Here is a 25,200-nt window from a genome sequence, read left to right as displayed (position 1 = left end):
AGGACAGCGCATGCAGCGACGAGCTGCCGGCACCACGACGCCGGCCCGCCGCCGGATCACCGCGGGCACCGCCTGGACGGTCTCCGTGGTGTTCTCCGCCGGGCTCCTGGCGCCGGCGACCGCCGAGGCGAAGCCGAAGCCGTCGCAGAAGGAGCTGACGGCGCGGCAGAAGGAGCTCGCCGACGAGGCCGAGAAGCTCAGCGAGCAGTACAACGGGCTGCGGGAGCGGCTGCGGCAGGCGCAGAAGGCCGCCTCGGTGGCCCGGACCAGCGCCGACCGGCAGAAGAAGGCGCTGGCTGAGGCGCGCGACCGGCTGGCGAGGGTCGCCGCCGACGCCTACAAGAACGGCCCGGTCGACCCGGCGATCAGCTTCGCCTCGGCCGGCGACCCGCAGGCCGTGCTGGACCGCTCGGCGGCGCTCAACTACTTCGCCGGCCAGGACAACACGCGTGTCGTCCAGCTGCTGCAGACCATGCAGGGCGCCGAGCGCGCGCGCAAAGCCGCCGAAGCGCGCGCGACCCAGGTACGCCGGCTGACCGGCGAGGCCAAGAAGAAGCGCCAGGAGCTCCAGGTCAAGCTCAAGAAGGTCGAACGCCAGCTGGGGACCTACTCCAGCACCGGTTCGCGGCCGGGGTCCATCCCCAGTGTCGGCTCCGGCGGTGCGTCGGCCAAGGCGATGGGGGCGGTGCGGGCCGCGCTGAGCCAGCTCGGCGTGCCGTACTCCTGGGGCGGCGGCACCGCGTCCGGCCCGAGCTACGGCACCGCCCAGGGCGCCGGCATCAAGGGCTTCGACTGCTCCGGCCTCACCCTGTACGCCTACGCCCAGGTCGGCATCAGCCTCGGGCACTACACCGGCAGCCAGTACAGCGCCGGAACCCATGTGAGCCAGAGCCAGCTCAAGCCCGGCGACCTGGTCTTCTTCTACAGCGACCTGCACCACATGGGCATGTACATCGGCAACGGCAAGATGGTCCACGCCCCGCAGACCGGCGACGTCGTCAAGATCGCTCCGATCGCGGGACGCCCGTTCGCCGGGGGAGTGCGGGTCGCCTGACCGCCTCGCCGCCCGGGCCCGGGCCCGCGTCCCGGCCGGTCGCCGGGCCGGCGCCGGCCGGCTCCCAGACGACGGCCAGCCGGTCGCGGCGGCCGATTCCTTCGAGACGCAGAGCGATGGCGGACTGGATCCGCCGGAGCCGTTCGGGGCTGTCGGCCTCGGCGTGCAGAACGAGGGCCGTGCTCGTCGCGCGCAGCGTGCAGCGCCCTTCCACGAACTGGATGACGCCCTCGGCGTCCGACCATTCGACGTGCTGGAGACGGACCCCCGCTCCGTCGCCGCCGTGGCCGCTCCGGTTCGCGTGATCGGGGCCCAGGTCGTTCACCTGATGGGTGTGCTTGCAGAGCTGCGCGAGGTATCGGACGGCGCGATCGGTCGGAACGCCGGCCCACGATGCGTACATGGCAGTGCCCCTCCGGCTCAGGCGTCGCGGCGGTCGGTGACGAGACGGCCGGCCAGGAGGGCGACGGCCGCGTAGCAGCAGAAGACGCCGAACCCCGTCCAGGGGCCGAGCGCCACGGCCTCGCGGTGCGAGGCGATGTAGATCTGGTCGCCCGCCTGCATCGGGATGTAGGGCCCGGCGGTGTCCTTCCAGGACCGCGGGAGCAGGTCGAGCAGCAGCGGCGGGACGAACAGCAGCCCGAACAGGGACGCGATGGCGCCGGCGGACGACCGCAGGGCGGCGCCGAGGCCGAAGCCGAGCAGGGCGAGCGCGGTGAGGTAGAGGCCGCCGCCGGCCACGGCGCGGGCGACGCCGGGGTCCGACAGCGCCGTCCCGGTCAGCGTGTGCGCGGGCAGCGCCGCCCGGAAGGCCAGGTACGCGGCGAACGCGGACGCGGTGGACGCGACCAGCGTCACCCCGGCGAGCACCAGCGCCTTCGCGGTCAGGACGGCGCCGCGGCGCGGGACGGCGGCGAACGTCGTGCGGATCATGCCGCTGCCGTGCTCGCCGGTGATGACCAGCGCGCCGAGCACCCCGAACGCGATCTGCGACAGGTGCAGCCCGGCCAGGGCCAGCTGGACGACGTCGACGCGGCCGCGCTCGCCGGCGTCCAGCCGGGGCGCGAGGACCGCCGCGGTGAGCACGGCGAAACCGATGTTGGATGCGAACGCGATGAGGACGACCCACGCGGTGGAGCGGACGGTGCGCAGCTTGTGCCACTCGGCGCGCACCACGTTGACGAGATCGCCCCGGGCGGGGGCGGCGATGGCTGTCATATCGGGTCCTTCAGCTCGCGGCGGGTTCGGGTGACGGAGCGGACCGGTAGTCGGCGGCGCCGCGGGTCAGTTCCATGTAGCGCTCCTCTAGCGACTTCCGCTGCGGCGCCAGCTCCAGCAGCCCGAGCCCCCGGGCGCGGGCGAGGTCGCCGATCTCGCCGGCGGTGGCGCCGGTGACGCGGAGCGCGCCGTCCGGCTCCCGGCAAACGGCGGCGCCGCGCGCGGCGAGCAGTTCCGCCAGCTCGTCCGGTTCCGCGGCGCGGACCCGGACGTGGTCGCCGCCGCCCCCGGCGAGCAGGTCGGCGACGGTGGTCTCGGCGATGAGCCGGCCGCGGCCGATGACGACGAGCCGGTCGGCGGTCAGCGCCATCTCGCTCATGAGGTGGCTGGACAGGAACACGGTGCGGCCCTCGCCGGCCAGCGACCTCAGCAGCGTCCGGATCCAGGCGACGCCGTCGGGGTCGAGGCCGTTGACGGGCTCGTCGAACATGAGGACCGGCGGGTCGCCCAGCAGCGCGGCGGCGATGCCGAGCCGCTGCGCCATGCCGAGCGAGAACCCGCCCGCCCGGCGGCGCGCCGCCGACGCGAGCCCGACCTGGTCGAGCACCTCGCCGACGCGCGTGCGCGGGATGCCGTTGCTCAGTGCCAGCCACGTGAGGTGGTCGGCGGCCCGGCGTCCGCCGGCCACCGCTTCGGCGTCCAGGAGGGCCCCGACCTCGCGGAGCGGGCGGCGGTGGCCGGTGTAGGGGCGGCCGTTGACCGTGACGGTGCCCGCGGTGGGCGCGTCGAGGCCGAGGACCATCCGCATCGTCGTCGACTTCCCCGCCCCGTTCGGGCCGAGGAACCCGGTCACCGATCCGGGCGGGGCGGTGAAGGACAGGCCGTCCACCGCCGTGACGCGACCGTAGCGCTTGACCAGCCCGCGGGCCTCGATCATCAGTGCCCGCCCATGCTGATCACGCCGGTCAGGTGCAGGACGACGACCAGGACGACCACGGCGACGGCGGCGGCGACCGCGACGAGCCTGCCGCGCCGGGAGCCGCCGCCGATCGCGGGCTCGTCCCGCCGGCCGGTGTCGGGGTGCGAAGGCAGATCGGACATGAGCGGCTCCCTCTCGACGGCGCGGCCCCGGTCGGGCGCGACCGGCCCCAGCTTTTGCGATACACAGTGTCTATGTCAAGACAGATGTCTCCATTAGGGACGCGCTGTATGATCGCGGCATGCCGAAGCTCTGGAGCGAGACGGTCGCGGCGCACCGCGACGCGGTGCGCGAGGCGGTCCTCGACGCCGCCGCCGCGCTCGTCGCCGCGCACGGGCCGACCGGCGTGACCATGTCGCAGGTCGCCAAGGACTCCGGCATCGGACGCGCCACTCTCTACAAGTACTTCCCGGACGTCGACGCGATCCTGCGCGCGTGGCACGAGCGCCAGATCGACGCCCACCTGGAGCGGCTGCACGAGATCCGCGACGGGAACGAAGGAGCCGGACGGCGGCTGGAGGCGGTGCTGGCCGGGTACGCGGCGATGGTGTCCCACCGCGCGGCCCACGACACCGGGGCGGCCGCCGGGCTGCACCGCGGCGAGCACGTCGCCGCGGCCCACCGGCGGCTCCACGCGTTCGTCCGGGAGTTGATCGCCGATGCGGCCGCCGCCGGGGCCGTCCGGCAGGACGTGCCCGCCGGCGAGCTCGCCGCCTACTGCCTGCACGCTTTGGCCGCGGCCGGTGCCCTGCACGAGGAGGCGGCGGTCCACCGCCTCGTCCGCACGACGCTGACCGGCCTGCGAGCGGACTGCTGAACACCCGCCCCGGGGTTTGACGGCGCCACATATCCGGGGCTATGCACAGAGAAAACAACGTGGGATTCGGTGGTGGCCCGACATGTACGCCGAGGAACGGCAGCAGGAGATCCTCCGCCGCACGCGCGAGGCCGGGCGGGTGGACGTCATGACCCTCGCCGAGGACTTCGGCGTCACGATGGAGACGATCCGCCGCGACCTGACGGCGCTGGAGCGCTCGGGGACGCTGCGCCGCGTGCACGGCGGCGCGATCCCCGTCGAGCGGCTCGGCTTCGAGCCGGCGCTCGCGGCCCGCGACGCGGTGATGACGGCGGAGAAGGAGCGCATCGCGAAGGCCGCCCTCGCCGAGCTGCCCGCCGACGGGTCCGTCGTCATCGACGCGGGGACCACGACCGGGCGGCTCGTCCAGGTGCTGCCGAGCGACCGCGAGCTGACCGTCATCGTCAACTCCCCGCCGCTGGCCACGGTGCTCGCGACCCGGTCGAACCTCAGCGTGATCATGCTCGGCGGCCGGGTGCGGGGGCGGACGCTGGCGACGGTCGACGACTGGGCGATGCGCCCGCTCGACCGGCTGCGCGTCGACGTGGCGTTCATGGCCACCAACGGCTGCTCGGTCGAGGCGGGGCTGACGACGCCCGACCCGGCCGAGGCCGCGATGAAGTCGGCGATGATCCGGGCGTCCCGGCGCAGCGTGGTGCTCACCGACCACACCAAGATCGGCAACGACTACCTGGCCCGGTTCGCCGACCTGAGCGACATCAGCGTGCTGATCACCGACACCGGCCTGGACGCGGGGCTGGCCGCGGAGCTCGCCGCGGCCGGCCCCGAGGTCGTCAGGGTCTGACGGCCCGCGCCCCTGGTCGCCGGACCCGGGACGCGGGCGCGAAGCGGGTCAGGCGCCGGCCGGCTCCTCCGCGTCCAGGTCGCGGGCGAGCAGGGCGGCGAGCGCGTCCAGCGCCGCGTCGGCGCCGGGCCCGTCGTCGGCCTCCAGCGTCACCTCGGTGCCGTGCGCGGCGCCGAGGGCCAGCACGGCGAGGATGCTGTTGGCGGGCGCGGAGCGGTCCCCGGCCCGGATCCGGACGGGGACGCCCTGCGCCGCGGCGGCCTGGACGAACAGGTTCGCGGGCCGCGCGTGCAGCCCGGTGCGGGAGGCGATGGTCACGGTTCGCTGGGGCATGCCGGCTCCTGTCAGGGTTCGATGGTGACCTTGATCGCGGCGCCGCGGGCGACGGTGCCGATGGCGTCGAGGACGCCGTCCAGCGGCAGCCGGTCGGTGATCAGGTCGGCGACGGGCACCGCGCCGGTGGCGATCAGCCGCAGGGCGCGGGCGTTGTGCGCGGGGCTGGACCCGTTCGCCCCGACGAGCGTCAGCTCCCGGTAGTGCACCAGGTTGGAGTCGCAGGCGATGACCGGGTCGTCCTTCGGCAGGCCGCCGAAGAAGCTGATCCGGCCCTGCCGGGCGGCCATCCGCAGCGCCTGCTCCTGGGCGGCGCCCGACGCGGCGGCGGTGACGACGACGTCGGCGCCGCGCCCGTCGGTCAGCTTCAGCACCTGCTCGACCAGGTCCGGGCCGGTGATCGCGGCGTCGGGGCGGACCCGGCCGGCCGACATCTCCAGCCGCTCCGGGTTGATGTCCGCGAGGAACACGCGCGCGGCGCCGCGGGCACGGGCCAGCCGGACGTGCAGGCAGCCGATCGGGCCGGCGCCGATCACCACGACGTCGTCGCCGTCCCCGACCCGGGCGAGCTCCTGGCCGTTCAGCACGCAGGCGAGCGGTTCGGCGACGGACGCCTCGGCGAACCCGACCCCGTCCGGGATCCGGTTGAGGCCGTCGACGGCGAGCACCTTGGCGGGCACGATGGTGTACTCGGCGAACCCGCCGTCGTAGTGGTACCCCATCGACTCCTGGTCGGGGCACACGGTGAGGTGGCCGCGGCGGCACTCCTCGCACCGCCCGCACGGGATGGCGGCGATGACCTGGACCCGGTCGCCCGGCGCCCAGCCGGTCACGTCCGCGCCGGCCGCGACGACCTCGCCGGCGATCTCGTGCCCCATGACGCGCGGCGGCCGGATGTGGTGGTGCCCGAACCTGAAGATCTTGACGTCGGTGCCGCAGGTCGAGCAGTTGCGGACCCTGATCTTGACGTCGCCGGGGCCGGGTTCCGGTTCGGGCGCGTCCTCGGCGCGGATGTCGCCGGGGGCGTGGAAGCGGGCGACCTTCACGGGGCGATCTCCTCTCCGTCCGGCCGCAGGAGCCGGATCACTTCGTCGGCGTCGGCGGTCTCGCGCAGCCTCCGCGCGCGGCCGGGGTCGAGCAGGATCTGCGCGAGCTCGGCCAGGATCCGCACGTGGCCGTCGCCGCGGGCGGCGATGCCGACGCACAGCGCGACCCGCTCGCCGTTCCAGTCCACCCCGCCGGGGAAGCGCAGGACGCACAGCGCGTCGCGGTGCACCAGCTCCTTCCCGGCGAGCGTGCCGTGCGGGATCGCGACGCCCTCGCCCACGTACGTGGAGACCGTCCGCTCGCGGTCGAGCATCGCGTCGACGTAGCCGGGCTCGGCCGCGCCGGCCGCGACGAGCGCCCGCCCGCACTGGCGGACGGCGTCGTCCCGGTCGGCCGCGGCCGCGTCGAGCCGGACGGCGGAGCGGGCCAGCAGGTCAAGCACCGATCTCGCCGCCGTCCTTGACGGCCTTCACCAGGCGGGCCACCGCCGGGTCGCCGAGGAACACCTGGAAGGTGACGACCGGCTTGTCCGGTGCGCTGTTCCTGGCGCGGGCGCCGAGGCCCGCGTGGCAGACGACGATGTCGGCGTCGCCGGGGATGGAGTTCACCGGGGTGTGCTCGACGGTGACGCCGGCCTTCCGCAGCTCCTTGCGGAGGCTGCTCGCGAGCATGACGCTGCTGCCCATCCCGGCGTCGCACGCCACGACGATCTTGCGGATGTCCTTGCCGTCCATCTGGGGTCACGCCTCCTGGGGTGAGGGGCTGGCGGTCTCTCGTGCGGCCGGGGCGCCGGCGCCGCCGGCCGGGTCCTCCGGGGCGGCCCCGGCCGGGTCCTCCGCGGCGGTCTCGGAGGTGCCGCCGCCGGGCGCCTCCGCGCCGGCCTCGTCCGGCTTCTTCTCGGCGAACCTCCCGAACCCGAGCAGCGCCGCGCCGACCGCGAACGAGACGGCCGCGGCGATGAGGATGCCCAGGTAGACGCCGACCCAGCCGTGCTTGGGCGTCTCGGCGACGTAGGCGAAGATGCTGCCGGGCGACGGCGTCGCGACCAGCCCCGCGTCGGTGGCCATGAAGGTGGCGATGCCCGCCGCGCCGCCGGCGATGGCCGCGAGGATGAGCCGCGGCTTCATCAGGATGTAGGGGAAGTAGATCTCGTGGATGCCGCCGAGGAAGTGGATGATGATCGCGGCGGGCACGCTCGGCCGCAGCGACCGCGGGCCGAACAGCAGGTACGCCAGCAGCACGCCCAGCCCCGGGCCCGGGTTCGACTCGAGCATGAACAGGATCGACCTGCCGTCCTTCGCGGCCTCCGCGAAGCCCAGCGGGGCGAGCACGCCGTGGTTCACCGCGTTGTTGAGGAACAGCACCTTCGCCGGTTCGATCAGCACCGACGCCAGCGGCAGCAGGTGGTGGTGGATCAGCCACTCGACGCCGCTGCCGGCGCCCTTGGTCACCTGCCGGACGATCGGGCCGACGCCCCAGACGCCGAACACGGCCACGGCGCCGCCGACGATGCCGGCGGTGAAGTTGTCGACCAGCATCTCGAACCCGGTGCGGGTCCGCTCCTGGATGTAGCCGTCCACCTTCTTCAGCAGGTAGGCGGCGAACGGCCCGACGATCATCGCGCCGAGGAACATGGGGATCTTGGAGCCCACCACGACGCCCATCGTGGCGACCGCGCCGACGACCGCGCCGCGCTGGCCGTGCACCATCCGGCCGCCGGTGTAGCCGATGAGGATCGGCAGCAGGTAGGTGATGGTCGGGTCGACCAGCTCCCCGAAGTGCTTGTTCGGAAGCCAGCCGGTCGGGATGAACAGCGCGGTGACCAGCCCCCACGCGATGAACGCGCCGATGTTGGGCATCACCATCCCGGCCAGATGGCCGCCCAGGCGCTGGACTCCGGCTTTCAGCCCGCTTCCGCTGACGGCTGGTGTGTACGCAGCGGCCATCTCGGCCTCCTCAGGGTTCGGGGGGTCTGCGTGAGGATCAGGCGATGAGCGAACGGCCGAGGTCCGGCCGGGCGTCGATGCGGACGATGTCGCGCCGGATGTCGTCCGGGCCCGGCATCCGGCTGGCCGGCAGCCGCACCGCGGCGGCTCCCCAGGCCAGCCCCTCGGCCAGCGCCGGGGCGCCGTCCGCGCCCGCCGCGAGGAACCCGGCGAGCAGCGCGTCGCCCGCGCCCACCGTGCTCCGCGGCTCGGCGACGGGCGCCGTCCCGATCGTGACGCCGTCCTCGCCGACGAGGACGGCGCCGTCGGCGCCCAGGCTGGCGAGCACGGTCCCCGCACCGCGCTCGCGCAGCTCCCGGGCCGCCTCGACCGCGTCGCCGACGCTGGCGACCGGCCGCCCGACGGCCTCGGCGAGCTCCTCCCGGTTCGGCTTGACCAGGTGCGGGCCCGCGCCGACGGCGGCCAGCAGCGCCGGGCCGCTGGCGTCGACGGCGACCCGCACCCCGGCGGAGGTGAAGAACGCGCACAGCCGGGCGTAGATGTCGTCGGGCACCCCCGGCGGCAGGCTGCCGCAGGTCACCGCCCAGCTCGCGCCCTCGGCCTCGTCGAGCACGACGCCGGCGACCGCGTCCAGCTCGGCGGGCGACAGCGGCTCGCCCGGCTCGTTGAGCTTGGTGACGACGCCGTCGGGCTCCACGATCGTCACGTTCGAGCGGGTCCGCCCCGCCACCGGGACGGCGTGGACGGCGATGCCGTCGCCCTCCAGTAGCCGGACGAGCTGCTCGCCGTCCGCGCCGCCGGAGGTGACGACCGCGACCGTCGGCACCCGGTTGGCCAGCAGCGCGCGGGACACGTTCACGCCCTTGCCGCCGGGGTCGATGCGCGCGGACCGCGCCCGCGTCATCGTGCCCGTGACGAGCCGGTCGACGTCGATCGTGCGGTCCAGGCTCGGGTTCAGCGTCAGCGTGACGATCATCGCCCACCGCCTCGGCGCCGTTCGCAGCTCACTGTTGGTTCACCGCCGTTTCGCGTCCGTTTCCATTTGTTTACGCCTAGATCTGTGGGAACGTCAAGGGATCGGGCGCAGACGGGCGGAAGGCGACGGGCGTGACCGTGGATCCGGACGAGGAGGCGGCGCGCCGGTCACGCGCCGGCGGGGGCCAGGACGATGTCGAATCGGGTCCTCGACCACGTGCCGCCGACCGCCCGGCCGTCGGGGGTCGGCGTGCCCGCCGGCAGCCGTTCGAAGTCCTTGACCAGCGACTCCCGGACGCCGAAGACGCTGTCGGCGTCCAGCAGGTCGTCGCCGCGCACGAAGATGTGGGTGACCAGGGTGCGGTGCCCGGCGGCGGTCACTTTGAAGTGCAGGTGCGAGGCGCGCATGGGGGAGCGGCCGACGGCGGCGAGCATCGCGCCGACCGGCCCGTCGTCCGGGATGGGGTACGGCGTCGGCGTGACGGCCCAGAACCGGTACGCCCCGTCAGGGCCGGTGAACAGGTGCGCCCGCCCGGCGGTGCGGCCGTCGTCGTACTGGACGTCGTAGAAGCCGTCGGCGTCCGCCTCCCACACGTCGATGCGGGCATCCGGGATGGGGGCGCCGCTCGCGTCGCGCACCGTCCCCTCCACCCAGCACGGCTCGCCGGGCGCGGCGCCGCCGATGTCGCCGCCGAGCTCGATCCGCGGCGCGCCGTCGACGAAGAACGGCCCGAACACGGTCGCCTCGGTGGCGTCCCGGTAGGCCCGGTTGTTGATCGTGATCGTCTGCATCGACGCGCCGAGCGTGTCGGAGAGCAGGACGAACTCCTGGCGCCGGTCGTCGGTGACGTGGCCGGTCCGGGTGAGGAACGCGATCGCCCTCCACCATTCGTCCTCGGTGAGCCGGACCTCGCGCAGGAAGGCGTGCAGGTGCCGGACGAGCGCGCGCATCAGTTCCTTGAGCCGGGGGTCGGCGCAGCCGTCGAACGAGCGCAGCACCCGGGCGAGGAGTTCCTCCTCGCGCCGGTCCTGCTCCGCGGCGGCGGTGGCGTCGGGCGTCGTGCGGTCCTCGGTCATCGGGGCTCGGTTCCTTCCCATGCGGCGCGCAGCAGGGCGGTCAGGTCGTCGGCGGTGACGGGGCGGGGGTTGTTCGCGGGGACGGCGCCGAGGACGGCCCGGACCGCGGCCGCGATCCCGTCCCCGGGCATGCCCAGGTCGCGCAGGGCGGTCGGGGCGTGCAGCCGGGCGCGCAGCCGGTCCAGCCCGGCGATCGCGGTCCCGGTGCCGAAGGCGGCGGCGATCCGCGCCTCGGCGTCCGGGGCGGCCGGCGCGTTGAAGGCGAGCACGTGCGGCAGGACGACCGCGTGGGTCCGCGCGTGCGGCAGGTCGAACATCCCGCCCAGCACGTGGCAGATCTTGTGGTGCAGCCCGGAGCCGGCGGACGCGAACGCGACCGCGGCCAGGTAGGCGCCGTAGAGGGCGAGCTCGCGACCGGGGAGCCCGCCGGGGTCGTCCACCACCCGGGGCAGGCCGGTCCGCAGCGCCCGGATGCCCTCGCCGGCCAGTGCCCGGTCGATCGGGTCGGCGCGCGGGCCCCACATCGCGTCCACGCAGTGCGCCAGCGCGTTGAGCCCGGACGCGGCGCTGAGGTCCGCGGGAAGCGTGAGCGTGAGCGCGGCGTCGTAGACGATCGCGCGGGGGAGGACGCGGTCGTCGGCGCCGGTGGTCTTGCGGCCGTTGCCGGTGAGGCCCCAGACGTCGGTGGCCTCGGAGCCGGCGTACGTCGTCGGCACCGCCACGATCGGCAGCCCGGTCGTGAGCGCGACCGCCTTGGCGAGCCCGGTGGTGGACCCGCCGCCGACGCAGGCGAGCGCGTCGGCCCGGTGCTCGCGGGCCGCGGCGCGGGCGCGTTCGGCGACCGGCACCGGCACGTGCATGGCGGTCTCGTGGTGCCAGTGCGCGACCGGGAGGCCGTCGGCGACCCGCCGCGCGACCTCCGCCTTGCCCGCCGCCGCGATCACCATCACGCGGGACGCGCCGAGGGCGGTGACCTCCTCGGCGAGCGCGGCGGCGGCGTCGCCCGGGGCGAACCGGACCCGCTGGGGCAGGGTGCGGTGCGTGAAGCGCATCCGCTCGTCGGAACCAGGTGCCGTCGTCATGTGCCGATCGTCTCCAATGGGCGTCACCAGGGTCCTACCCGGAGATCGAGAGCGTGCCGCCGGCGAGCAAAATGGATAATTCTTGTAGGAAATATCAGCTACTCTCGGAGGCATGGCCGACCACGCCGCTGGCAGCGGAGACGAGCCCCTGGTCGCCGTGGCCGGCGGCGGCGCGAGCGCGACGCTGGTGGCCGCGCACCTCCTGCGCCGCCCCGGCCCGGTGCCGCGCCTCCTGCTCATCGACCGGTGGGGGCTGCACGGGCGCGGCCAGGCGTACTCCACCGGCGACCCGCACCACCTGCTGAACGCCCGCGCGGCGAACATGAGCGGTGTCGAGGGCGAGCCCGGCCACCTCCTCGACTGGACGCGCGCGCAGGGCATCGAGGCGTCCGGCGAGGACTTCCTCCCGCGCCCGCTGTACGGCCGCTACCTGCGGGATCTCCTCGACACCTCGGCGCGCGGACGGCCCGGGCACCTGACCGAGCTGACCGGCACCGTCCTCTCCCTCGCGGCGGAGCCCGCCGGAGGCTGGACGCTCCGCCTCGCCGACGGCACGTCCCACCGGGCCGACGCGGTCGTGCTCGCCGTCGGCAACCAGCAGCCGGGACGCCTGCCCTGGGAACCGCCCCCGCCCCGCTACATCGCGGACCCGTGGCGGCGCGGCGCCCTCGACGCCATCGACGACGACGCGCCCGTGCTGATCGTCGGCACCGGACTGACCATGGTCGACCTGGCCATCAGCCTGAGCCGGACGCATCCGGACCGCGTCGTCCACGCCGTGTCCCGGCACGGGCTGCTGCCCCGGCCCCACCATCCGCCGCCGCGCCCGCCCGAAGCCGACCTCGTCCTGCCCGCCGAGCCGACGAGCCTGCGCGAGCTGCTGCGCTGGGCGAGGCTCGCCGTGAGCCGCAACGGCGGGGAGTGGCACGGCTTCGTCGACGCCGTCCGGCCGCACGTCCCCGCCCTGTGGGCCCGGCTGTCCGACGCCGACCGGCGGCGCTTCCTCGACCTGGTCGCCCGGCACTGGGAGGTGCACCGCCACCGGATCCCGCCGGCCTCCGCCGCCCGGATCGAGGCGCTGCGCGCCGGCGGCCGCCTGCGCGTCCACCGCGGCCGCGTCGACGACGTCCGGGCCGGCGCGGAGGACCGGCTCGCCGTGCGCATCGGGACCGACGACGGGATTTCGGAGCTGGCGGTCGGCTGGCTCGTCAACGGCACCGGGCCCGCGGGCGCCCCCGGGACCGACACGCTGCTGTCCGGCCTCGTCGCCGCGGGCATCGCCCGTCCCGGGCCGCTCGGCCTCGGGCTGGACGCGGACCCCGGCGGCGCCGTCCGCGACGCGGCGGGGCGGCCCCACGGCGACCTGTTCGCCCTCGGGCCGCCCCTGCGCGGCGTCCGCTACGAGACCACGGCCGTCCCCGAGATCCGCGCCCAGGCCGCCGCCCTTGCCGACCGCCTCGCCGCCCTCGGCCGCCGCCAGGTCGAACGGGTCCCGTGAGGACCGTCCTGGGCCTCCGGTGACCGTCGTCGCCGCGCGCCCCCGATGAGCGCTCTCATCCGGTGGCGGCGGAAGCCGAGGCGCCCGCCAGGTCGCCCAGAACGCGCCACGTCGTGGCCTGGTCGGCCGGACCCGTGAGGCCCGTCTGGGTGAGGACGACGTCCGTCGCGCCGGCGTCGAAGTAGCGCCGGACTCCGGCCGCGACGGTCTCCTCGTCTCCCGCGACGAGCAGCTCCGCGGCCTTGGACGCGCCTTCCAGCGCGACGACCCGCTGGTAGGAGGGGATCCGGTCGTAGAACGCGAACTGCTGGGCGGCCGCCTCCCGCGCCGCCTCGACGTCGCCGGTCACCACCCCGGGGAGCAGGGCGATGACGCGGGGAGCCGGGCGCCCGGCGCTCGCGGCGGCCGCGGTGATGGCCGGGACGATGTGCTCGCCGAGCGCCCGCGGGCCCGCCAGGAACGGCAGCGTCCCGTCCCCCAGCTCGCCGGTGACGCGCAGGGCCCGCGGCCCCATCGCGGCGACCAGGAGCGGAACGGCGGGCTCCGCGCCCGGCACGGCGGCGGGCATCGGCGGCGCGGCGGTCAGCGTCTCGCCGTGGAAGTCCGCGGTGCCGGTCTCGGTCAGGGACCGCAGCACGGTGAGGAACTCCGCCAGCCGCGTGACGGGCCGGTCGTACGGGACGCCGAACACCGGCTCGACGAAACTCTTGGCGCCCAGCGCGAGGCCCAGCTCGAACCGGCCGTGCGTCGCGGCCTGTGCGGTCTGCGCCTGGCTCGCGACCAGGATCGGGTGCCGCCCGAAGATCGGCACGGCCGACGTCCCCACGGTCAGGCCGGGCGCCTCGCGGCCCACCAGCCCCGCGAGCCCGATCGCGTCGTAGTCGAACCGCTGCCCGAGCCAGACGGAGTCCAACCCCGCGGCCTCGGCGCGTTTCGCCTCCGCGACCACATCGTCGACGGCGTTTCCGGTCTGGCCTGGATGCAGCGCTACTCCGATGCTCATGCGGGCGGCAACCCGGGCCGGAGCCTCCCTATTCCCAACTATTCCCGTCGATCTACTCGGAATCGCGCCGGGGCTGGGCGCTCGCCGGTCGCCGCGTCGGCGATGATCCGGCCGAGCAGCGGCGCGAACTTGGCGCCGTGCCCCGAGCAGGGCGAGGCGACGGTGATCCCGCCGACGCCGTCGATCACGAAGTCCTCGGTCGGGGTGTTGGTGAACAGGCAGGTCGTCTCGGCGTAGGGCTCGGGGACGAGGCCGGGCAGGGTCCGGCGGACGTACTCCGCGACCCGGTCCCGGTTGGCGGGGTCGATCACGCCGTCCTGCGCCGCCGCGCTGAAGATCGGCCGACCGCCGTTGTACTCGGCCACCTTCAGCCCGGACCGGCCGTCGGGAAGGACGGCGTCGCGCCCGCCCGGCAGGCCGTAGACCAGCATGTCGCGGGTCCCGTGGATGAACGTCGGCCACGGTCCGCCCGAGCCGGCGCGGTAGGGGAAGTGGTAGGCGTTCTCCTGCATCACCTGCAGAGGCGGGAACCCGGACAGGAACGCCGCCGGCAGGCCGAGGTCGCCGAGCAGGCCGGGCAGCCAGCCGCCGGCCGTGACGACGACGTTCTCGGCCTCCTCGGCGCGCCCGTCCGAGCCGACCACGCGGAGGCCGGCGTGCACGCGCTCGACCGAGGCCACCGGCCATCCGGTCTCGATCCGGGCGCCGCCGGCCCGCGCCAGCCGCACCATCGCCGCCACCGCGGACTCCGCGTCGATCACCCCGGCGGCCGGGTGCCACAGCACGTCCCCGCCGCCGAAGTCGAACTGCGGCCAGCGCGCGGCCGCCTCGCCGGCCGTGAGCAGTTCGTGCTCGACGCCGGCCTCCTCGAACACGGCCGCCAGGTCCGCCGGGGCCCGCGAGGGGCCGAAGTCCAGCGCCCCCGCCGGGCTGACGAGCCGCTCGCCCGCGAGGCGTTCCAGCTCGTCCCATTCGCGCCGCGCGTCGACGGCCAGCAGCGCGTAGAACGGGTCGGGGTAGGCGTAGCGGAGGATGCGCGCGGATCCATGCGAGCTGCCCTCGGCGTTGGCCGGGGTGGAGCGTTCCAGCACGGTGACCTCGTGCCCCCGCCGGGTCAGCTGCCACGCGGTCGCCGCGCCGGCGAGACCGGCTCCGACGACGATGAAGGTGCTCATCCTGCGTCTCCTTCCCCGGCGCGGGCACCGTCCCGCGGACCACGGGACCGATCAAGGACACGATGCCAGGGCCGCCGTGGCGGCGCCTGCCGGGGTGTGCGGGCCAGCACGAGCAGGACGCCGGCCCCCGAGACCGCCATGCCGGCGATCACGCTCGCGGTGAGGGCCTGGCCGAGGATCGGGACGGCGAGCACGGCGGTCACCGGAGGCACCAGGTACAGCAGGCTGGTCGCCGCGCCGCCCGTGCCGCGCCGTAGCAGGACGAACAGCAGCACGAGCGCGCCGATCGAGTTGACGACCGCCAGCCATGCCAGCGACCCGAGCGCCTGCCCGGTCAGCGGGACGCGCAGCCCGCCGTGCGCCATCGCCAGCGGGAACGTGGTGAGCGCCGCGCCGAGGAGCTGCACGGTGGTCCCCGTCCGCAGGTCCACCGAGCCGCCGAACCGCTTCTGGTAGAGCGTCCCCGCGGCGAGGCCGGCCAGGGCCAGGCCCGTGTAGGCGTACCCGGCGGTCCGCGCCCCGCCGGACAGGTTCCCGCTGACGCAGACGACGACGCCCGCCAGCCCGAGCGCGAGGCCGGCCCACTGCCGTCCGGTCAGCCGCTCGGCGAACATCGGGACCGCGACCGCCGCGACGATCAGCGGGCAGGCGCTCAGGATCAGCGACGACAGCCCCGCCGGCACCCCGTGCGCCAGCCCGAAGAACACCCCGCCGAGCTGCACCGTCTGCAGCAGCACGCCCGTGACGAGCAGGTGCGCGTACGTCCGCCGCTCCTTCGGCCACGGCGCTCGGGTGGCGAGGGAGACCGCCCCGAGGACGGCGAACGCGACGAGGAACCGCCAGGCGACCAGGGCGAGCGACGCGCCGCTGCGCGCCCCGATCGTCCCGGCGAGGTAGCCGCTGCTCCAGATCGGCACGAACACGACCGGCAGGACGGCCGCCGCCAGCCGCCCGGCCGTCCGCCGCGGTGCCGCGTCGACCGGTTCGCGGCACTCCGGCGGCGCGGCCTCCGGCCCGGCGCTCATCCGGCCCGGCCGAACTCGGCGAGCGGCGGCATCCCCTCGCCGGGGCTCCGCGCGGTGCCGCACCGGCCGCACTTCACCATCGCGGTCACCGTCCGCCGGCCCGGGCCAGGGCCTCCTCGGCCTGGACGGCCAGGGCGCCGACCAGGTCGGCGGCGGACGGCAGGTCGTCGATGAGGTCGACGCCCTCGCCCGCCCACCGCGGCTGCGCGGGGACCTCCGCCGCCGCCACCGCGTCCCGGTACGCCTGCTTGGCGTCGGCGGACGCGGCGAGCTCGTCCTCCCGGCCGCGCCATTCGTCCAGGAAAGGATGGGCGAGTGTGCGCGCGGTGTACCGCGCCGGCCACCGAGAGCCCCGCACGATGTCCAGCACTGGCACCGGCGCCGCCAGGTCCACGACGACCGGGACGAACGGCAGCGTGGACCGCCCGTGCCGCGCGCCGTGCCCGCCGGCCTCGGTGCCCTGCGCCACGATCACGTCCGCGCCCAGGTCCACCGCCCTGCGGGCCTCCTCCATGTCCGTCACCTGAAGGATCAGGGCCGTGCCCGCGGCGCGGACGCGCTCCGCGAACGGGCCGGGGTCGCCGAAGGACAGCATCACCGCGTCCGGCCCGTGCTCCAGCGCCCGCGCGATCGCGCCGTCGTCGATCGCCCAGGTCTGGAAGCCGATGCCCCACGGCTTGCCCGCGACCTCGCGGGCCAGGACCGGCAGTTCGCGGGCCAGCCAGTCCGGGTCGCCGTTTCCGGCACCCAGCAGGCCGAGGCCGCCGCCGCGCGAGACCGCCGCCGCCAGCGCCCCACCGGCCGACCCGCCCATCGGGGCGAGGGCGATCGGGTGCGCCACGCCGAACATGTCCGTGAACGCCGTCGACAATCCCATGATCCCGATCCTCGCCCATCCACCGCGCCGGGCGCACCCGCGATGCGGACTAGAAGACGAATTCGAAGCGGGACAGGGCGATGGCGAACTCGACGACGGCGGCCACTCCCAGGCCCAGCGCGCCGGTCAGGAACCCCACCGCGGTGCACAGCGGCACCGGTTTCGAGCGCGCCACCAGCGGACCGAACACCCAGGCGAGGGCGGCGCCCAGCGGAGGCAGGCCGCCGACCACGAACGCCTTGTGCAGCAGGCGCACCTTGGCGCGGTGGTTGCCCTGCCAGTCCGTGGCGCTCAGGTGATGCGCGGCCGAGTAGGCGTCCGTGGCCCACCACACGATGAACGCGGCCCAGATGATCAGCGCGACCACCACCAGGCCGACGGCGCCTTTCCGTGCAGTGTCCACCGGCGATCCTCGGATGCGGCGCGGGAAGGTCGGAGACGGCGATCGGGCCGGCCGCCTCGGCTCAAGTACAGTTCACCGCCCGCGCTCCGGCAAGACCCAATGGGCGCGCGGCGCGGGCGTCACGTCGCGAGCTGGGCGACGATGTGGGTCGTGGCTTCGGCGATCAGGGCGTCCCTGTACGGCGTGCCGAATCCGGGGCGGTCGGTCATGACGGCCATCACCAGCGGGGCGCCCTCGGGCGGCCACGCGATGGCGACGTCGTTGACGCGGCCCCAGTTGCCGTTGCCGGTCTTGTCGGCCACCGTCCAGCCCTTGGGCAGGCCTGCGCGGATGCGGGTGGCGCCGGTCCTGCTGCGCAGCATCCAGTCTTTGAGCAGGGCGCGCTTGCCGGCGGGCAGCGCGTCGCCGAGCACGAGTGCGCGGTAGTCGGCGGCGATGGCGCGGGGCGTGGTGGTGTCGCGGGGGTCGCCCGGGCCGATCTTGTTGAGTTCGGGCTCGTAGTCGTCCATGCGGCCCACGCTGTCGCCGAGGCCGCGCAGGTAGGCGGTCAGCCTGGCGGGGCCGCCGATGTCGCGCATCAGCAGGTTGCCGGCGGTGCCGTCGCTGTACCGGATGGCGGCGTCGCACAGCTGCCTGATCGTCATCCCCGTCGCGATGTGGTCCTTGGTGATCGGCGAGATGGAGTCGACGTCGGCCCTGGTATAGGTGACGCGCTTGTCGAGATGGCTCACCGGGTTGCCGTGCAGCACGGCGGCCGCGGCGAGCGCTTTGAAGGTGGAGCAGAACGCGAACCGCTCGTCCGCGCGGTAGGCGACCGTGGCCCCGGTGCCGGTCGCGACGGCGTAGACGCCCAGACGGGCGCCGTGCTTGCGTTCCAGCGCGGCGAACCGCGAAGTGTCCGGGGAGGCGGGCGTGCGGCGTCCCGGCGCCGAGGGCGTCGGGCTGGAACGGCGGTGGTCATCGCACCCCGCGAGCGGCAGGAGCGCCGCGCTGATCAGCACGGCGCGGCGGGAGGGCCCGCGCCCTTCGGCGCGCATCGGGTGGAACCCGCTTTCCGCGGTTCCCGGGGAGCTGGGCATGGCGGTCATGACAGCACGGCCGCGCCGCCGGCGTCCAAGCCCGATATGGATCATCGATCGATAGCAGAAACCGTATCTTCGCACGTGGGTGCAGGCGTGCTGGAGACCCGTGTTGGGACATCGCCCATCTTTCTGGTGTGCTGCGGCGAGTGATCGTCGATACTCCCGCCCCGGCGGACGCCCGCTCCGCCGGGGAACCGGCCGGCCGCAGGGTGATCACGACCGTGATCGCGATCCAGCTCGCCGCCTGCCTGGGCTACTTCGCGGTGGCGGCGCACCTGGTCGCCCACCTGCGGCACGATCTGGGGCTGCTCGCCGGAGCGGTCGGGCTGATCCTCGGGGTTCAAGCCGGCCTGCAGTCCGCGCTGCTGCTGCCGGTCGGCGCGGTCACCGACCTGCTCGGCCCGCGCCGTACCGGAGCGATCGCCTGCGTCCTGCGCGCGCTAGGGTTCGTCCTGCTCGGCACGGTGGACGGCATCGGGCCGCTGCTGTGCGCGGCCGTCGTCCTCGCCGCCGGCGGCGCGCTCTACAACCCGGCGGCCCAGTGCCTGCTGGCCGGCGTCGGCCCGGACCGGCGGCCAGGCGGGTTCGCCGGGTTCGTCGCGACCCAGCACGCGGCAACGGTGCTCGGCCCCGTCCTGGGCCTCGCCCTTCTCTCGCTCGGGCGAGGGTTCACGCCGCTGGCCGCGACGGCGGCCGCCCTCTGGACGGTCGGCGGCGTGCTGTTCCTGCTGATCCCGAATCGCGGACGGAAGCCCGCGGCGAGACCACGAAGGGAACTCCTCGCGGGCGTGCGGACGGTGCTCGGCGACCGCGCCTTCCTGCTCTTCGCGCTCGCGACCGCACCGACGACGCTGCTGGCCAACGGCATGCTGACCGCCGTCCCGCTGCTGGATTTCACCCCGGCCGCGGCGACGCTCTGCTTCTGCGTCCTGGCGGCGGTGGCCGCGGCCGCCCAGCCCTTCGTGGCCGCCGGTCACCGCGGCGAGCGTCCGTGGGTGCTGCGCCTCGGTCTGCTGTGCGCCGCGGCGGCGTTCTTCATACTCGCGCCCTTGGACGGCACCCAGGTGGTGCCCCTGTTGCTGGCGGCCGTCCTCAACGGCGTGTCGAACGGGCTGATCCAGCCTGCGATCTTCCAGCGCACCGCCCGCCGTGCCCCGCCCGGACGCTTCGGCGCGTACTACGGCGTCCTGCAGTCCGCCGCCGGCCTGTTCGCCTTCGCGGGCGACCTGCTCATCGGCCGGCTCTTCGACGTGGGAGCCGTAGCCGCGACCGCGGTACTGATCGGCGTCGGCGCGGTCGCGCTCGCGGCGGCGATCGGGGCCCCGGGCTGGTCGGACGGGAGCCTGCGCGGTGAAGGGGACGCCACCTGGTAGACGAGAATGTCTGTTTGTCGGTTACGCTTCCTGTGTGATCTTGCCGTGGCGGGTGGGGGACGTCGTCGCCGGCCGGTACGCGGTGCTCGGGGTCAACGAGCACGGGGGCATGGGGCTGGTGTACCGGGTCCGTCACCTGTCCTGGGGGACGGACCTGGCGGTCAAGCGTCCGCGCCCCGAGATGTTCTCGGACGCCTCCGGCCGGAAGCGATTCGTCGCCGAGGCGGAGACATGGGTGTCGCTCGGGCTGCACCCCAACGTGTGCGGCTGCCATTACGTGCGCACGCTCGACGGCGTGCCCTGCGTGTTCGCCGAATACGTGGCGGGAGGCAGCCTCCAGGAACGCATCGACGACCGCGCGCTGTACGAGGGTGACGCCGCCGCCCGGATCCTCGATCTCGCGATCCAGATGGCGTGGGGGCTGCGGCACGCGCACGAGCGCGGCGTCGTCCACCAGGACATAAAACCGGCCAACGTCCTGCTCGACGGCGACGGGACCGCCAAGGTCACCGACTTCGGGTTGGCCCGGGCCGTGACCTCCGCGGCGCCCGGCGGGGACGGCGACCCGGTGACCAACGCCGGGATGACCGTGCGGTACGCCTCGCCTGAGCAGTTGCAGGGGGAGCCGCTCGATCGCCGCACCGACGTCTACAGCTTCGCGGTGTCGGTGCTGGAGATGTTCAACGGTGGGGCGACCTGGCGGGTCGGCGCGGCGGCGGGAGAGGCGCTCGCGGCGCTGCGCGTCGAGGGCCCCGCGGAGCCGGGCCCGCCCGCACTGCCGCCCGCCCTGGCGGACCTGCTGGAACGGTGCCTGCGCGCGGAACCCGCCGCCCGCCCCGCCTCGATGGCCGAGGTCGCCGACGAGCTGGACGCCGTCTACCGGCAGGTCACCGGCCACGCCCACCCTCGCCCGGCGCCGGCCGAGGCCGAACTGCGCGCGGACGAGCTGAACAACCGGGCGCTCTCGCTGCTGGACCTCGACCGTCCCGCCGCGTCCGGCGAGGCGTTCGCCCAGGCCCTCCTCGCCGACCCACGGCACCTGCAGGCGACCTACAACGCCGGGCTGCTGCGCTGGCGGCGGGGCGCGGCAACGGACGAGGACCTCGTCACCGCGGTCGAGGTCGCCGGACGCGAGTCGGGCGACTCCTGGGAGGCGCGGTACCTGCTCGCCCAGGTGCACATGGAGCGCGGTGACCTGCCCGCGGCGCGCGAGCTGCTCGCCGCCGCCGAGCGGGAACGGCCCGGCGAACCGCAGGTCGCGGCGGCGCTGCGGGCGATCGACACCGGCCGGACCGCCGGGGCCGCCCGCACCGGAACGCGCGCGCTGCCGGGGCACGCGGACCCGCTCCGCCGCCTCCTCCAGGCCGTCGCGTTCACCCCGGACGGGCGGCTCGCGCTCGTCGGCGGCACCGACGGCGTCCTCCGCCTGTGGGACCTGGCCGGCGGGACGGAGCGGTCGAGCCTGGAAGCGCACCGCGGTCAGGTGGACTCGGTGGCCGTGAGCGCCGACGCGCGTTTCGCCGTCTCGGTCGGACTCGACGCCGTGATGCGGTACTGGGACCTGGAGTCCGGCCGCTGCCTGTGGACCGCCGCGACCGGGCAGGCGGCGCGCGAGCTCGGTGTCACGTCCGTCCGGCTGAGCGCAGACGGACGCGTCGCCGTGGCCGCCGTCCGCGACGGCCGCGTCCTGGTCTGGGACCCGCCCGCCCGGACGCCCCGCCTCACGATCGGCGGCCACGGCCCGGACGTGGCGGTCGAGGTGAGCGCGGACGGACGCCGGGTCCTCGCCACCGCCCGCGAGCGCTACACGGTCCAGCTGTGGGACGTCGGCGCGGGCCGGTGCCGCGTGGTCCTGGACGGCGACCTCGCGGCGGCGGTCACCGCGATGGGCATGAGCGCCGACGGCCGGACCGCGGTGATCGCCACCGCCGACCGCCGGATCGGCGTCTGGAGCCTGGACGACGGCCGGCACGTCCGGACGCTCGCCGGGTCGTCCGGCTTCGTCGCGGCGCTGTCGCTGAGCGCCGACGGCCGGCGGCTGCTGTCGGGCGGTGAGGACGGCGCCGTACGGCTGTGGGATGTCGCGGAAGGCCGCTGCCTGCGGACCTTCGACGGGCACGGGGACGAGGAGGTCCTCGGCGTGCTGATGGACCCCGGCGGCCGGTCGGGGATCTCCCTCGGCCAGGACCGCACGGCCCGCACCTGGACCTGGCCACCGAAGGCCGAGCCGGTCGCCGCACTCCAGCCGAGCCGGCCACGCCGCCACGCGGAGCTGTCCCGCTTGGCCGCCGATGCCGGACGGCTGGTCGACGAGGCGGAGCGGGCGCTGTCCGCCGGCCGCCTCCACGAGGCCCGCGAACTCCTCACCAGGGCGCGTGCGGTCCCCGGCCACGAGCGGGCGCCCCGGGTCCTGGACGCCTGGTGGGCGCTGTCCCGCCGCATCGGCCTGGCCCGGCCGCGCGGCGGATGGACGGCGCGCGTCCTCCCCGAGCCCGGGGCGCGGATCGTCCGTTCGGCCGGCCTGTCGCGCGACGGCCGGATCGCCGCGTGCGGAAGCAGCATCGGCACCGTCCACGTGTGGGACCTGCACCGGGGGACGCTCCTGCACGAGATCGAGACGAGCGCTCCGGCGGACGTGGTCGCGGTGAGCGCCGACGGCGAACGGGTCCTGTCCGCGAGCGGCACCGGCGCCGTCGGGCTGTGGTCCGCCGCGACCGGCGAGCGCCTGGCCGGGCTGGACCGCCGCGCCACCGGCGGCGCTACCTCGGCCGCGCTCAGCGCCGACGGCCGTTCCGCGATCACCTGCTCTCACAACTACGCGGTCAGGGTGTGGGACCTGGACGAGGCGCGCTGCGTGCGGACGCTGGCCGGCCACCGGGCCCGGATCGACGCGGCCTGGCTGCACGGCGACGGGCGGCTGGCGGCGTCGGCGAGCAACGACGGCACGATCCGGCTCTGGGACCTGGACGCCGGCGCGTGCGTGCGCACGATCGAGCACGGCCACGGGCACTGGGTGAAGTCGGTGTGCCTGGGCGCCGACGCGCGGACGATCCTGTCCAGCGGGTACGGCGAGCGGCCGATCCGGTCGTGGGACGCCGGGACCGGCGCCCTGATCCGGGCGTTCGACGAGCGTCCGGGCAACGCGACGGCGGTCCGCTTCACCGCCGGCGGGCGGTTCGCGGTGTCCGGCGGCGAGGACTCCGGCGTCCGGCTGTGGGACGCCGCGACCGGGCGGTGCGTCCGGACCCTCGACGGCCACCGGGACCGCGTCGGCGCCCTGGCCGTGACGCCCGACGGCCGGTACGCGCTCTCCGGGAGCGACGACGGAACGACCCGGCTGTGGGAACTGGACTGGGACCTGGCGCCGCACGCTGACCAGCGCGGCGACGACCCGGAGCGGGGCGAACCGAGGTAGCGGGCGGGACGGCCAGGTGGCCATCGGGGCATCGACCGTTGGCCGATTCGGCGTCCGGGGCGCCGTTCCTAGGCTCGCGAGCATGTGCCGTTCCGTGCGCCGCCGGCTCCTGCCCGCCGTGGCGTTGTTCCTGCTCGCGCCGCTGGTGGGGGAGTTCCTGCTCGGCAACCAGCCGATCACCGAACTGGGCGGCCTGGTCCTGCTGGCGCCGCTGTACGGCGGCGGCGCCCTGCTGGTGCGCGAGACCGCCCGGCGGACCGGACGCGGCTGGCCGACGATGATCGTGCTCGCGGCCTCCTACGCCCTGATCGAGGAGGGGCCGGTCGACCAGATGCTGTGGAACCCGCACTACGGCGGGTTCGACATGGGGTCGGCGTACGCGTCGACGCACGTCCCGCTGCTCGGCACGAGCGTGGAGATGCTGCAGGACGTCGTGTCGATGCACACGATCTGGAGCATCTGCGTGCCGATCGCGCTCGTGGAGGCGTTCATGCGCGATCCGCGCCGGCCCTGGCTCGGGCGCGCCGGGCTGCCGGCCGTCGGGCTGCTCTTCGTCGCCGCCGCCGTGCTGCTGGGCGTCTCGCAGGCGCAGTCGGAGCACTTCGTCGCGTCCCCGTACCAGTTCGCCGTCGCGGGAGCCGCGATCGCCGGGCTGATCGCCCTGGCGTTCGCCCTCGGCCGCCGTCCGGCGCCCGTGCCGGACGCGGACGCGCCGCGCCCATGGACGGTCGGCGCCGCGGCCTTCGCCGTCACGAGCCTCTACTGGCTGCGCGACCGGCTGCCGGAGGGATTGTCGGTCTGGTGGCCGGTGGCGGCATGGTTCGTCGTGCTCGCCGGGGCCGTCGCGTTGTGCGCGCGCTGGTCGCGGAGCCGCGGCTGGGGCGCCTCCCACCGGCTGGCGCTGGCGGGCGGCGCGCTGCTGACCTACGTGTGGGTCGGGTTCACGCACGCCAAGGAGATGGGCGTCTCCGTTCCCGTCGCCCTGACCGGCAACGCCGTCTTCGGCGCGGCGGCGATCCTCCTGCTGGTCCTGGCGGCGTCGGCCTCGCACGCCGACGCGTCCTCCGCAAACCGCCCACCGTGCCGATCATGCCGGTCTAGGCTGGGCGGCGGCTCGGCGCCGGGAGGTCTGGAGGTCCCATGATGGCCGGGGAGACGCATGACGGCGCGGACGCGCCCTCGTTCGACACCAGCGTCGCGCACATCGCCCGCATCCAGGACTACTGGCTGGGCGGCAAGGACAACTACGAGCCCGACAGGGAGGCCGCTGAGCAGGCCATCGCGGCGCTGCCCGACATGGTCGCCTCGGTGCGCAACACGCGGGCGTTCCTGGCCCGCGCCGTCCGGTTCCTCGCCGCCGAACGGGGCGTGCGGCAGTTCCTCGACATCGGCACCGGGATCCCGACGGCCGACAACACCCACGAGGTCGCGCAGGCCGCCGCCCCGGACAGCCGCGTCGTCTACGTCGACAACGACCCGGTCGTGCTCGCGCACGCCCGGGCCCTGCTCACCGGCAGCCCGGCCGGCGCCACGTCCTACATCGACGCCGACATCCGCGACACCGGCGTGATCCTGGACGCCGCGCGGGAGATCCTGGACTTCCGCCGCCCGGTCGCGGTGATGCTGATCGCGATCATGCAGTACGTGCCGGACGAGTCGGACCCGTACGGGGTCGTCCGCACGCTGGTCGACGCGGTGCCGAGCGGCAGCTACGTGGCGATCTCCCACCCGGCCACCGACATCCAGGCCACGCGGATGGCGAACATGGCCGACCGGCTGAACGAGGCGATGGCGCAGACCATCACGCTGCGCAGCCGCGACCAGGTGGCGGCCTTCCTCGACGGCCTCGACCTCGTCGAGCCCGGCCTCGTGCGGGCGCCCGAATGGCGTCCGGACGACCCCGCCCTGGCCGACACCCCGTCCACCATGTGGAGCGGCGTCGCCCTCAAGCCCTGACCGTCGCCGGCGATCGGCCGG

26 protein-coding genes are annotated in these 25,200 nt (G+C 75.1%); 8 read left to right on the top strand and 18 right to left on the bottom strand.

Annotated features, from left to right (window positions below; translation table 11 throughout):
* Positions 1-10: 10 nt before the first annotated feature.
* Positions 11-1,054, top strand: coding sequence for an NlpC/P60 family protein (locus AB0C78_RS21310; RefSeq protein WP_360750449.1), 1,044 nt, complete (start codon positions 11-13; stop codon positions 1,052-1,054).
* Here AB0C78_RS21310 and AB0C78_RS21305 read toward each other — a convergent pair.
* The 4 genes from AB0C78_RS21305 to AB0C78_RS21290 are packed head-to-tail and all read right to left on the bottom strand — an operon-like array spanning position 999 to position 3,373.
* Positions 999-1,457 (bottom strand): DUF2218 domain-containing protein, encoded by a 459-nt coding sequence (locus AB0C78_RS21305; RefSeq protein ID WP_360750447.1) that lies wholly within the window; start codon positions 1,455-1,457, stop codon positions 999-1,001. The genes AB0C78_RS21310 and AB0C78_RS21305 overlap by 56 nt on opposite strands.
* Positions 1,458-1,474: 17 nt before the next feature.
* On the bottom strand, positions 1,475-2,272 hold the full coding sequence (locus AB0C78_RS21300; RefSeq protein ID WP_360750446.1) for an ABC transporter permease: 798 nt from the start codon (positions 2,270-2,272) through the stop codon (positions 1,475-1,477).
* A 10-nt stretch (positions 2,273-2,282) separates the two neighbouring features.
* Positions 2,283-3,209, bottom strand: coding sequence for an ATP-binding cassette domain-containing protein (locus tag AB0C78_RS21295; RefSeq protein ID WP_360750444.1), 927 nt, complete (start codon positions 3,207-3,209; stop codon positions 2,283-2,285).
* A complete protein-coding gene (locus AB0C78_RS21290; protein ID WP_360750442.1) occupies positions 3,209-3,373 on the bottom strand; it encodes a hypothetical protein in 165 nt (54 codons plus the stop codon). The genes AB0C78_RS21295 and AB0C78_RS21290 overlap by 1 nt, the downstream gene beginning before the upstream one ends.
* Before the next feature lie 119 nt (positions 3,374-3,492).
* Between AB0C78_RS21290 and AB0C78_RS21285 the strand changes: the two genes are divergently transcribed.
* Together AB0C78_RS21285 and AB0C78_RS21280 are read left to right on the top strand one after the other, a co-directional pair.
* On the top strand, positions 3,493-4,068 hold the full coding sequence (locus AB0C78_RS21285) for a TetR/AcrR family transcriptional regulator (protein ID WP_360750440.1): 576 nt from the start codon (positions 3,493-3,495) through the stop codon (positions 4,066-4,068).
* 82 nt (positions 4,069-4,150) lie between these two features.
* Positions 4,151-4,912 (top strand): DeoR/GlpR family DNA-binding transcription regulator, encoded by a 762-nt coding sequence (locus tag AB0C78_RS21280; RefSeq protein WP_151543486.1) that lies wholly within the window; start codon positions 4,151-4,153, stop codon positions 4,910-4,912.
* 48 nt (positions 4,913-4,960) lie between these two features.
* On the opposite strand, the gene AB0C78_RS21275 is transcribed toward AB0C78_RS21280, so the two are convergent.
* The 8 genes from AB0C78_RS21275 to AB0C78_RS21240 form a co-directional block, all read right to left on the bottom strand.
* A complete protein-coding gene (locus tag AB0C78_RS21275; RefSeq protein WP_360750438.1) occupies positions 4,961-5,245 on the bottom strand; it encodes an HPr family phosphocarrier protein in 285 nt (94 codons plus the stop codon).
* Positions 5,246-5,256: 11 nt separating this feature from the next.
* Positions 5,257-6,291, bottom strand: coding sequence for a zinc-dependent dehydrogenase (locus AB0C78_RS21270; RefSeq protein ID WP_360750436.1), 1,035 nt, complete (start codon positions 6,289-6,291; stop codon positions 5,257-5,259).
* Complete coding sequence (locus AB0C78_RS21265) at positions 6,288-6,734, bottom strand: PTS sugar transporter subunit IIA (RefSeq protein WP_360750434.1); 447 nt, start codon at positions 6,732-6,734, stop codon at positions 6,288-6,290. Before AB0C78_RS21265 ends, AB0C78_RS21270 begins: the two co-directional genes overlap by 4 nt.
* Positions 6,727-7,026 carry a PTS lactose transporter subunit IIB gene (locus tag AB0C78_RS21260; RefSeq protein ID WP_360750432.1) on the bottom strand — a complete coding sequence of 100 codons (300 nt, stop codon included), beginning with the start codon at positions 7,024-7,026 and terminating at the stop codon, positions 6,727-6,729. Before AB0C78_RS21260 ends, AB0C78_RS21265 begins: the two co-directional genes overlap by 8 nt.
* A gap of 6 nt (positions 7,027-7,032) precedes the next feature.
* Positions 7,033-8,238: a PTS mannitol transporter subunit IICB gene (locus AB0C78_RS21255; RefSeq protein ID WP_360750430.1), complete on the bottom strand. Its 1,206-nt coding sequence runs from the start codon at positions 8,236-8,238 to the stop codon at positions 7,033-7,035.
* 37 nt (positions 8,239-8,275) lie between these two features.
* Positions 8,276-9,214, bottom strand: coding sequence for a 1-phosphofructokinase (gene pfkB / locus AB0C78_RS21250; protein ID WP_360750428.1), 939 nt, complete (start codon positions 9,212-9,214; stop codon positions 8,276-8,278).
* 167 nt (positions 9,215-9,381) lie between these two features.
* A complete protein-coding gene (locus AB0C78_RS21245) occupies positions 9,382-10,290 on the bottom strand; it encodes a dioxygenase (protein WP_360750426.1) in 909 nt (302 codons plus the stop codon).
* Positions 10,287-11,372, bottom strand: a complete 1,086-nt coding sequence (locus AB0C78_RS21240; RefSeq protein WP_360750424.1) for a maleylacetate reductase — start codon at positions 11,370-11,372, stop codon at positions 10,287-10,289. The genes AB0C78_RS21245 and AB0C78_RS21240 overlap by 4 nt, the downstream gene beginning before the upstream one ends.
* Before the next feature lie 112 nt (positions 11,373-11,484).
* Between AB0C78_RS21240 and AB0C78_RS21235 the strand changes: the two genes are divergently transcribed.
* Positions 11,485-12,870, top strand: coding sequence for an FAD/NAD(P)-binding protein (locus tag AB0C78_RS21235; RefSeq protein WP_360750423.1), 1,386 nt, complete (start codon positions 11,485-11,487; stop codon positions 12,868-12,870).
* A gap of 55 nt (positions 12,871-12,925) precedes the next feature.
* Here AB0C78_RS21235 and AB0C78_RS21230 read toward each other — a convergent pair whose 3' ends face one another.
* The 6 genes from AB0C78_RS21230 to bla form a co-directional block, all read right to left on the bottom strand.
* Positions 12,926-13,873 carry a TIGR03564 family F420-dependent LLM class oxidoreductase gene (locus AB0C78_RS21230; RefSeq protein ID WP_360750421.1) on the bottom strand — a complete coding sequence of 316 codons (948 nt, stop codon included), beginning with the start codon at positions 13,871-13,873 and terminating at the stop codon, positions 12,926-12,928.
* A gap of 38 nt (positions 13,874-13,911) precedes the next feature.
* Positions 13,912-15,048, bottom strand: coding sequence for an FAD-dependent oxidoreductase (locus tag AB0C78_RS21225; RefSeq protein WP_360750419.1), 1,137 nt, complete (start codon positions 15,046-15,048; stop codon positions 13,912-13,914).
* Positions 15,045-16,073, bottom strand: a complete 1,029-nt coding sequence (locus AB0C78_RS21220; RefSeq protein WP_360750417.1) for a DMT family transporter — start codon at positions 16,071-16,073, stop codon at positions 15,045-15,047. The genes AB0C78_RS21225 and AB0C78_RS21220 overlap by 4 nt, the downstream gene beginning before the upstream one ends.
* 85 nt (positions 16,074-16,158) lie before the next feature.
* Positions 16,159-16,950, bottom strand: coding sequence for a nitronate monooxygenase (locus AB0C78_RS21215; protein WP_360750415.1), 792 nt, complete (start codon positions 16,948-16,950; stop codon positions 16,159-16,161).
* 49 nt (positions 16,951-16,999) lie between these two features.
* The gene (locus tag AB0C78_RS21210) at positions 17,000-17,353 is read right to left on the bottom strand and encodes a hypothetical protein (protein ID WP_360750413.1); all 354 of its coding nucleotides are present in this window, start codon (positions 17,351-17,353) and stop codon (positions 17,000-17,002) included.
* A 119-nt stretch (positions 17,354-17,472) separates the two neighbouring features.
* Positions 17,473-18,432: a class A beta-lactamase gene (bla, locus tag AB0C78_RS21205; protein WP_360750411.1), complete on the bottom strand. Its 960-nt coding sequence runs from the start codon at positions 18,430-18,432 to the stop codon at positions 17,473-17,475.
* Positions 18,433-18,569: 137 nt separating this feature from the next.
* On the opposite strand from bla, the gene AB0C78_RS21200 reads away from it, so the two are divergent.
* The 4 genes from AB0C78_RS21200 (at position 18,570) to AB0C78_RS21185 (ending at position 25,179) form a co-directional block, all read left to right on the top strand.
* Positions 18,570-19,808, top strand: a complete 1,239-nt coding sequence (locus AB0C78_RS21200; RefSeq protein ID WP_360750409.1) for an MFS transporter — start codon at positions 18,570-18,572, stop codon at positions 19,806-19,808.
* Positions 19,809-19,842: 34 nt separating this feature from the next.
* A complete protein-coding gene (locus AB0C78_RS21195; protein ID WP_360750407.1) occupies positions 19,843-23,223 on the top strand; it encodes a serine/threonine-protein kinase in 3,381 nt (1,126 codons plus the stop codon).
* Positions 23,224-23,305: 82 nt separating this feature from the next.
* Positions 23,306-24,367 carry a hypothetical protein gene (locus AB0C78_RS21190; RefSeq protein WP_360750405.1) on the top strand — a complete coding sequence of 354 codons (1,062 nt, stop codon included), beginning with the start codon at positions 23,306-23,308 and terminating at the stop codon, positions 24,365-24,367.
* Complete coding sequence (locus tag AB0C78_RS21185; protein WP_360750403.1) at positions 24,364-25,179, top strand: SAM-dependent methyltransferase; 816 nt, start codon at positions 24,364-24,366, stop codon at positions 25,177-25,179. Before AB0C78_RS21190 ends, AB0C78_RS21185 begins: the two co-directional genes overlap by 4 nt.
* Positions 25,180-25,200: the final 21 nt, after the last annotated feature.

It is taken from the genome of Actinomadura sp. NPDC048394 (assembly GCF_040651755.1).
Lineage (GTDB): Bacteria > Actinomycetota > Actinomycetes > Streptosporangiales > Streptosporangiaceae > Spirillospora > Spirillospora montaniterrae.
This window is presented reverse-complemented; position numbering and strand designations above follow the sequence as displayed.

Coding starts and splice junctions, on each gene's coding strand:
- AB0C78_RS21275 (WP_360750438.1), bottom strand. CDS start 5,245: ATGCCCCAGCGAACCGTGACCATCGCCTCCCGCACCGGGCTGCACGCG.
- AB0C78_RS21255 (WP_360750430.1), bottom strand. CDS start 8,238: ATGGCCGCTGCGTACACACCAGCCGTCAGCGGAAGCGGGCTGAAAGCC.
- AB0C78_RS21300 (WP_360750446.1), bottom strand. CDS start 2,272: ATGACAGCCATCGCCGCCCCCGCCCGGGGCGATCTCGTCAACGTGGTG.
- AB0C78_RS21310 (WP_360750449.1), top strand. CDS start 11: ATGCAGCGACGAGCTGCCGGCACCACGACGCCGGCCCGCCGCCGGATC.
- AB0C78_RS21230 (WP_360750421.1), bottom strand. CDS start 13,873: ATGAGCATCGGAGTAGCGCTGCATCCAGGCCAGACCGGAAACGCCGTC.
- AB0C78_RS21185 (WP_360750403.1), top strand. CDS start 24,364: ATGATGGCCGGGGAGACGCATGACGGCGCGGACGCGCCCTCGTTCGAC.
- AB0C78_RS21295 (WP_360750444.1), bottom strand. CDS start 3,209: ATGATCGAGGCCCGCGGGCTGGTCAAGCGCTACGGTCGCGTCACGGCG.
- AB0C78_RS21235 (WP_360750423.1), top strand. CDS start 11,485: ATGGCCGACCACGCCGCTGGCAGCGGAGACGAGCCCCTGGTCGCCGTG.
- pfkB (WP_360750428.1), bottom strand. CDS start 9,214: ATGATCGTCACGCTGACGCTGAACCCGAGCCTGGACCGCACGATCGAC.
- AB0C78_RS21290 (WP_360750442.1), bottom strand. CDS start 3,373: ATGTCCGATCTGCCTTCGCACCCCGACACCGGCCGGCGGGACGAGCCC.
- AB0C78_RS21220 (WP_360750417.1), bottom strand. CDS start 16,073: ATGAGCGCCGGGCCGGAGGCCGCGCCGCCGGAGTGCCGCGAACCGGTC.
- AB0C78_RS21305 (WP_360750447.1), bottom strand. CDS start 1,457: ATGTACGCATCGTGGGCCGGCGTTCCGACCGATCGCGCCGTCCGATAC.
- AB0C78_RS21215 (WP_360750415.1), bottom strand. CDS start 16,950: ATGGGATTGTCGACGGCGTTCACGGACATGTTCGGCGTGGCGCACCCG.
- AB0C78_RS21240 (WP_360750424.1), bottom strand. CDS start 11,372: ATGACGACGGCACCTGGTTCCGACGAGCGGATGCGCTTCACGCACCGC.
- AB0C78_RS21280 (WP_151543486.1), top strand. CDS start 4,151: ATGTACGCCGAGGAACGGCAGCAGGAGATCCTCCGCCGCACGCGCGAG.
- AB0C78_RS21245 (WP_360750426.1), bottom strand. CDS start 10,290: ATGACCGAGGACCGCACGACGCCCGACGCCACCGCCGCCGCGGAGCAG.
- AB0C78_RS21225 (WP_360750419.1), bottom strand. CDS start 15,048: ATGAGCACCTTCATCGTCGTCGGAGCCGGTCTCGCCGGCGCGGCGACC.
- AB0C78_RS21285 (WP_360750440.1), top strand. CDS start 3,493: ATGCCGAAGCTCTGGAGCGAGACGGTCGCGGCGCACCGCGACGCGGTG.
- AB0C78_RS21260 (WP_360750432.1), bottom strand. CDS start 7,026: ATGGACGGCAAGGACATCCGCAAGATCGTCGTGGCGTGCGACGCCGGG.
- bla (WP_360750411.1), bottom strand. CDS start 18,432: ATGCCCAGCTCCCCGGGAACCGCGGAAAGCGGGTTCCACCCGATGCGC.
- AB0C78_RS21190 (WP_360750405.1), top strand. CDS start 23,306: ATGTGCCGTTCCGTGCGCCGCCGGCTCCTGCCCGCCGTGGCGTTGTTC.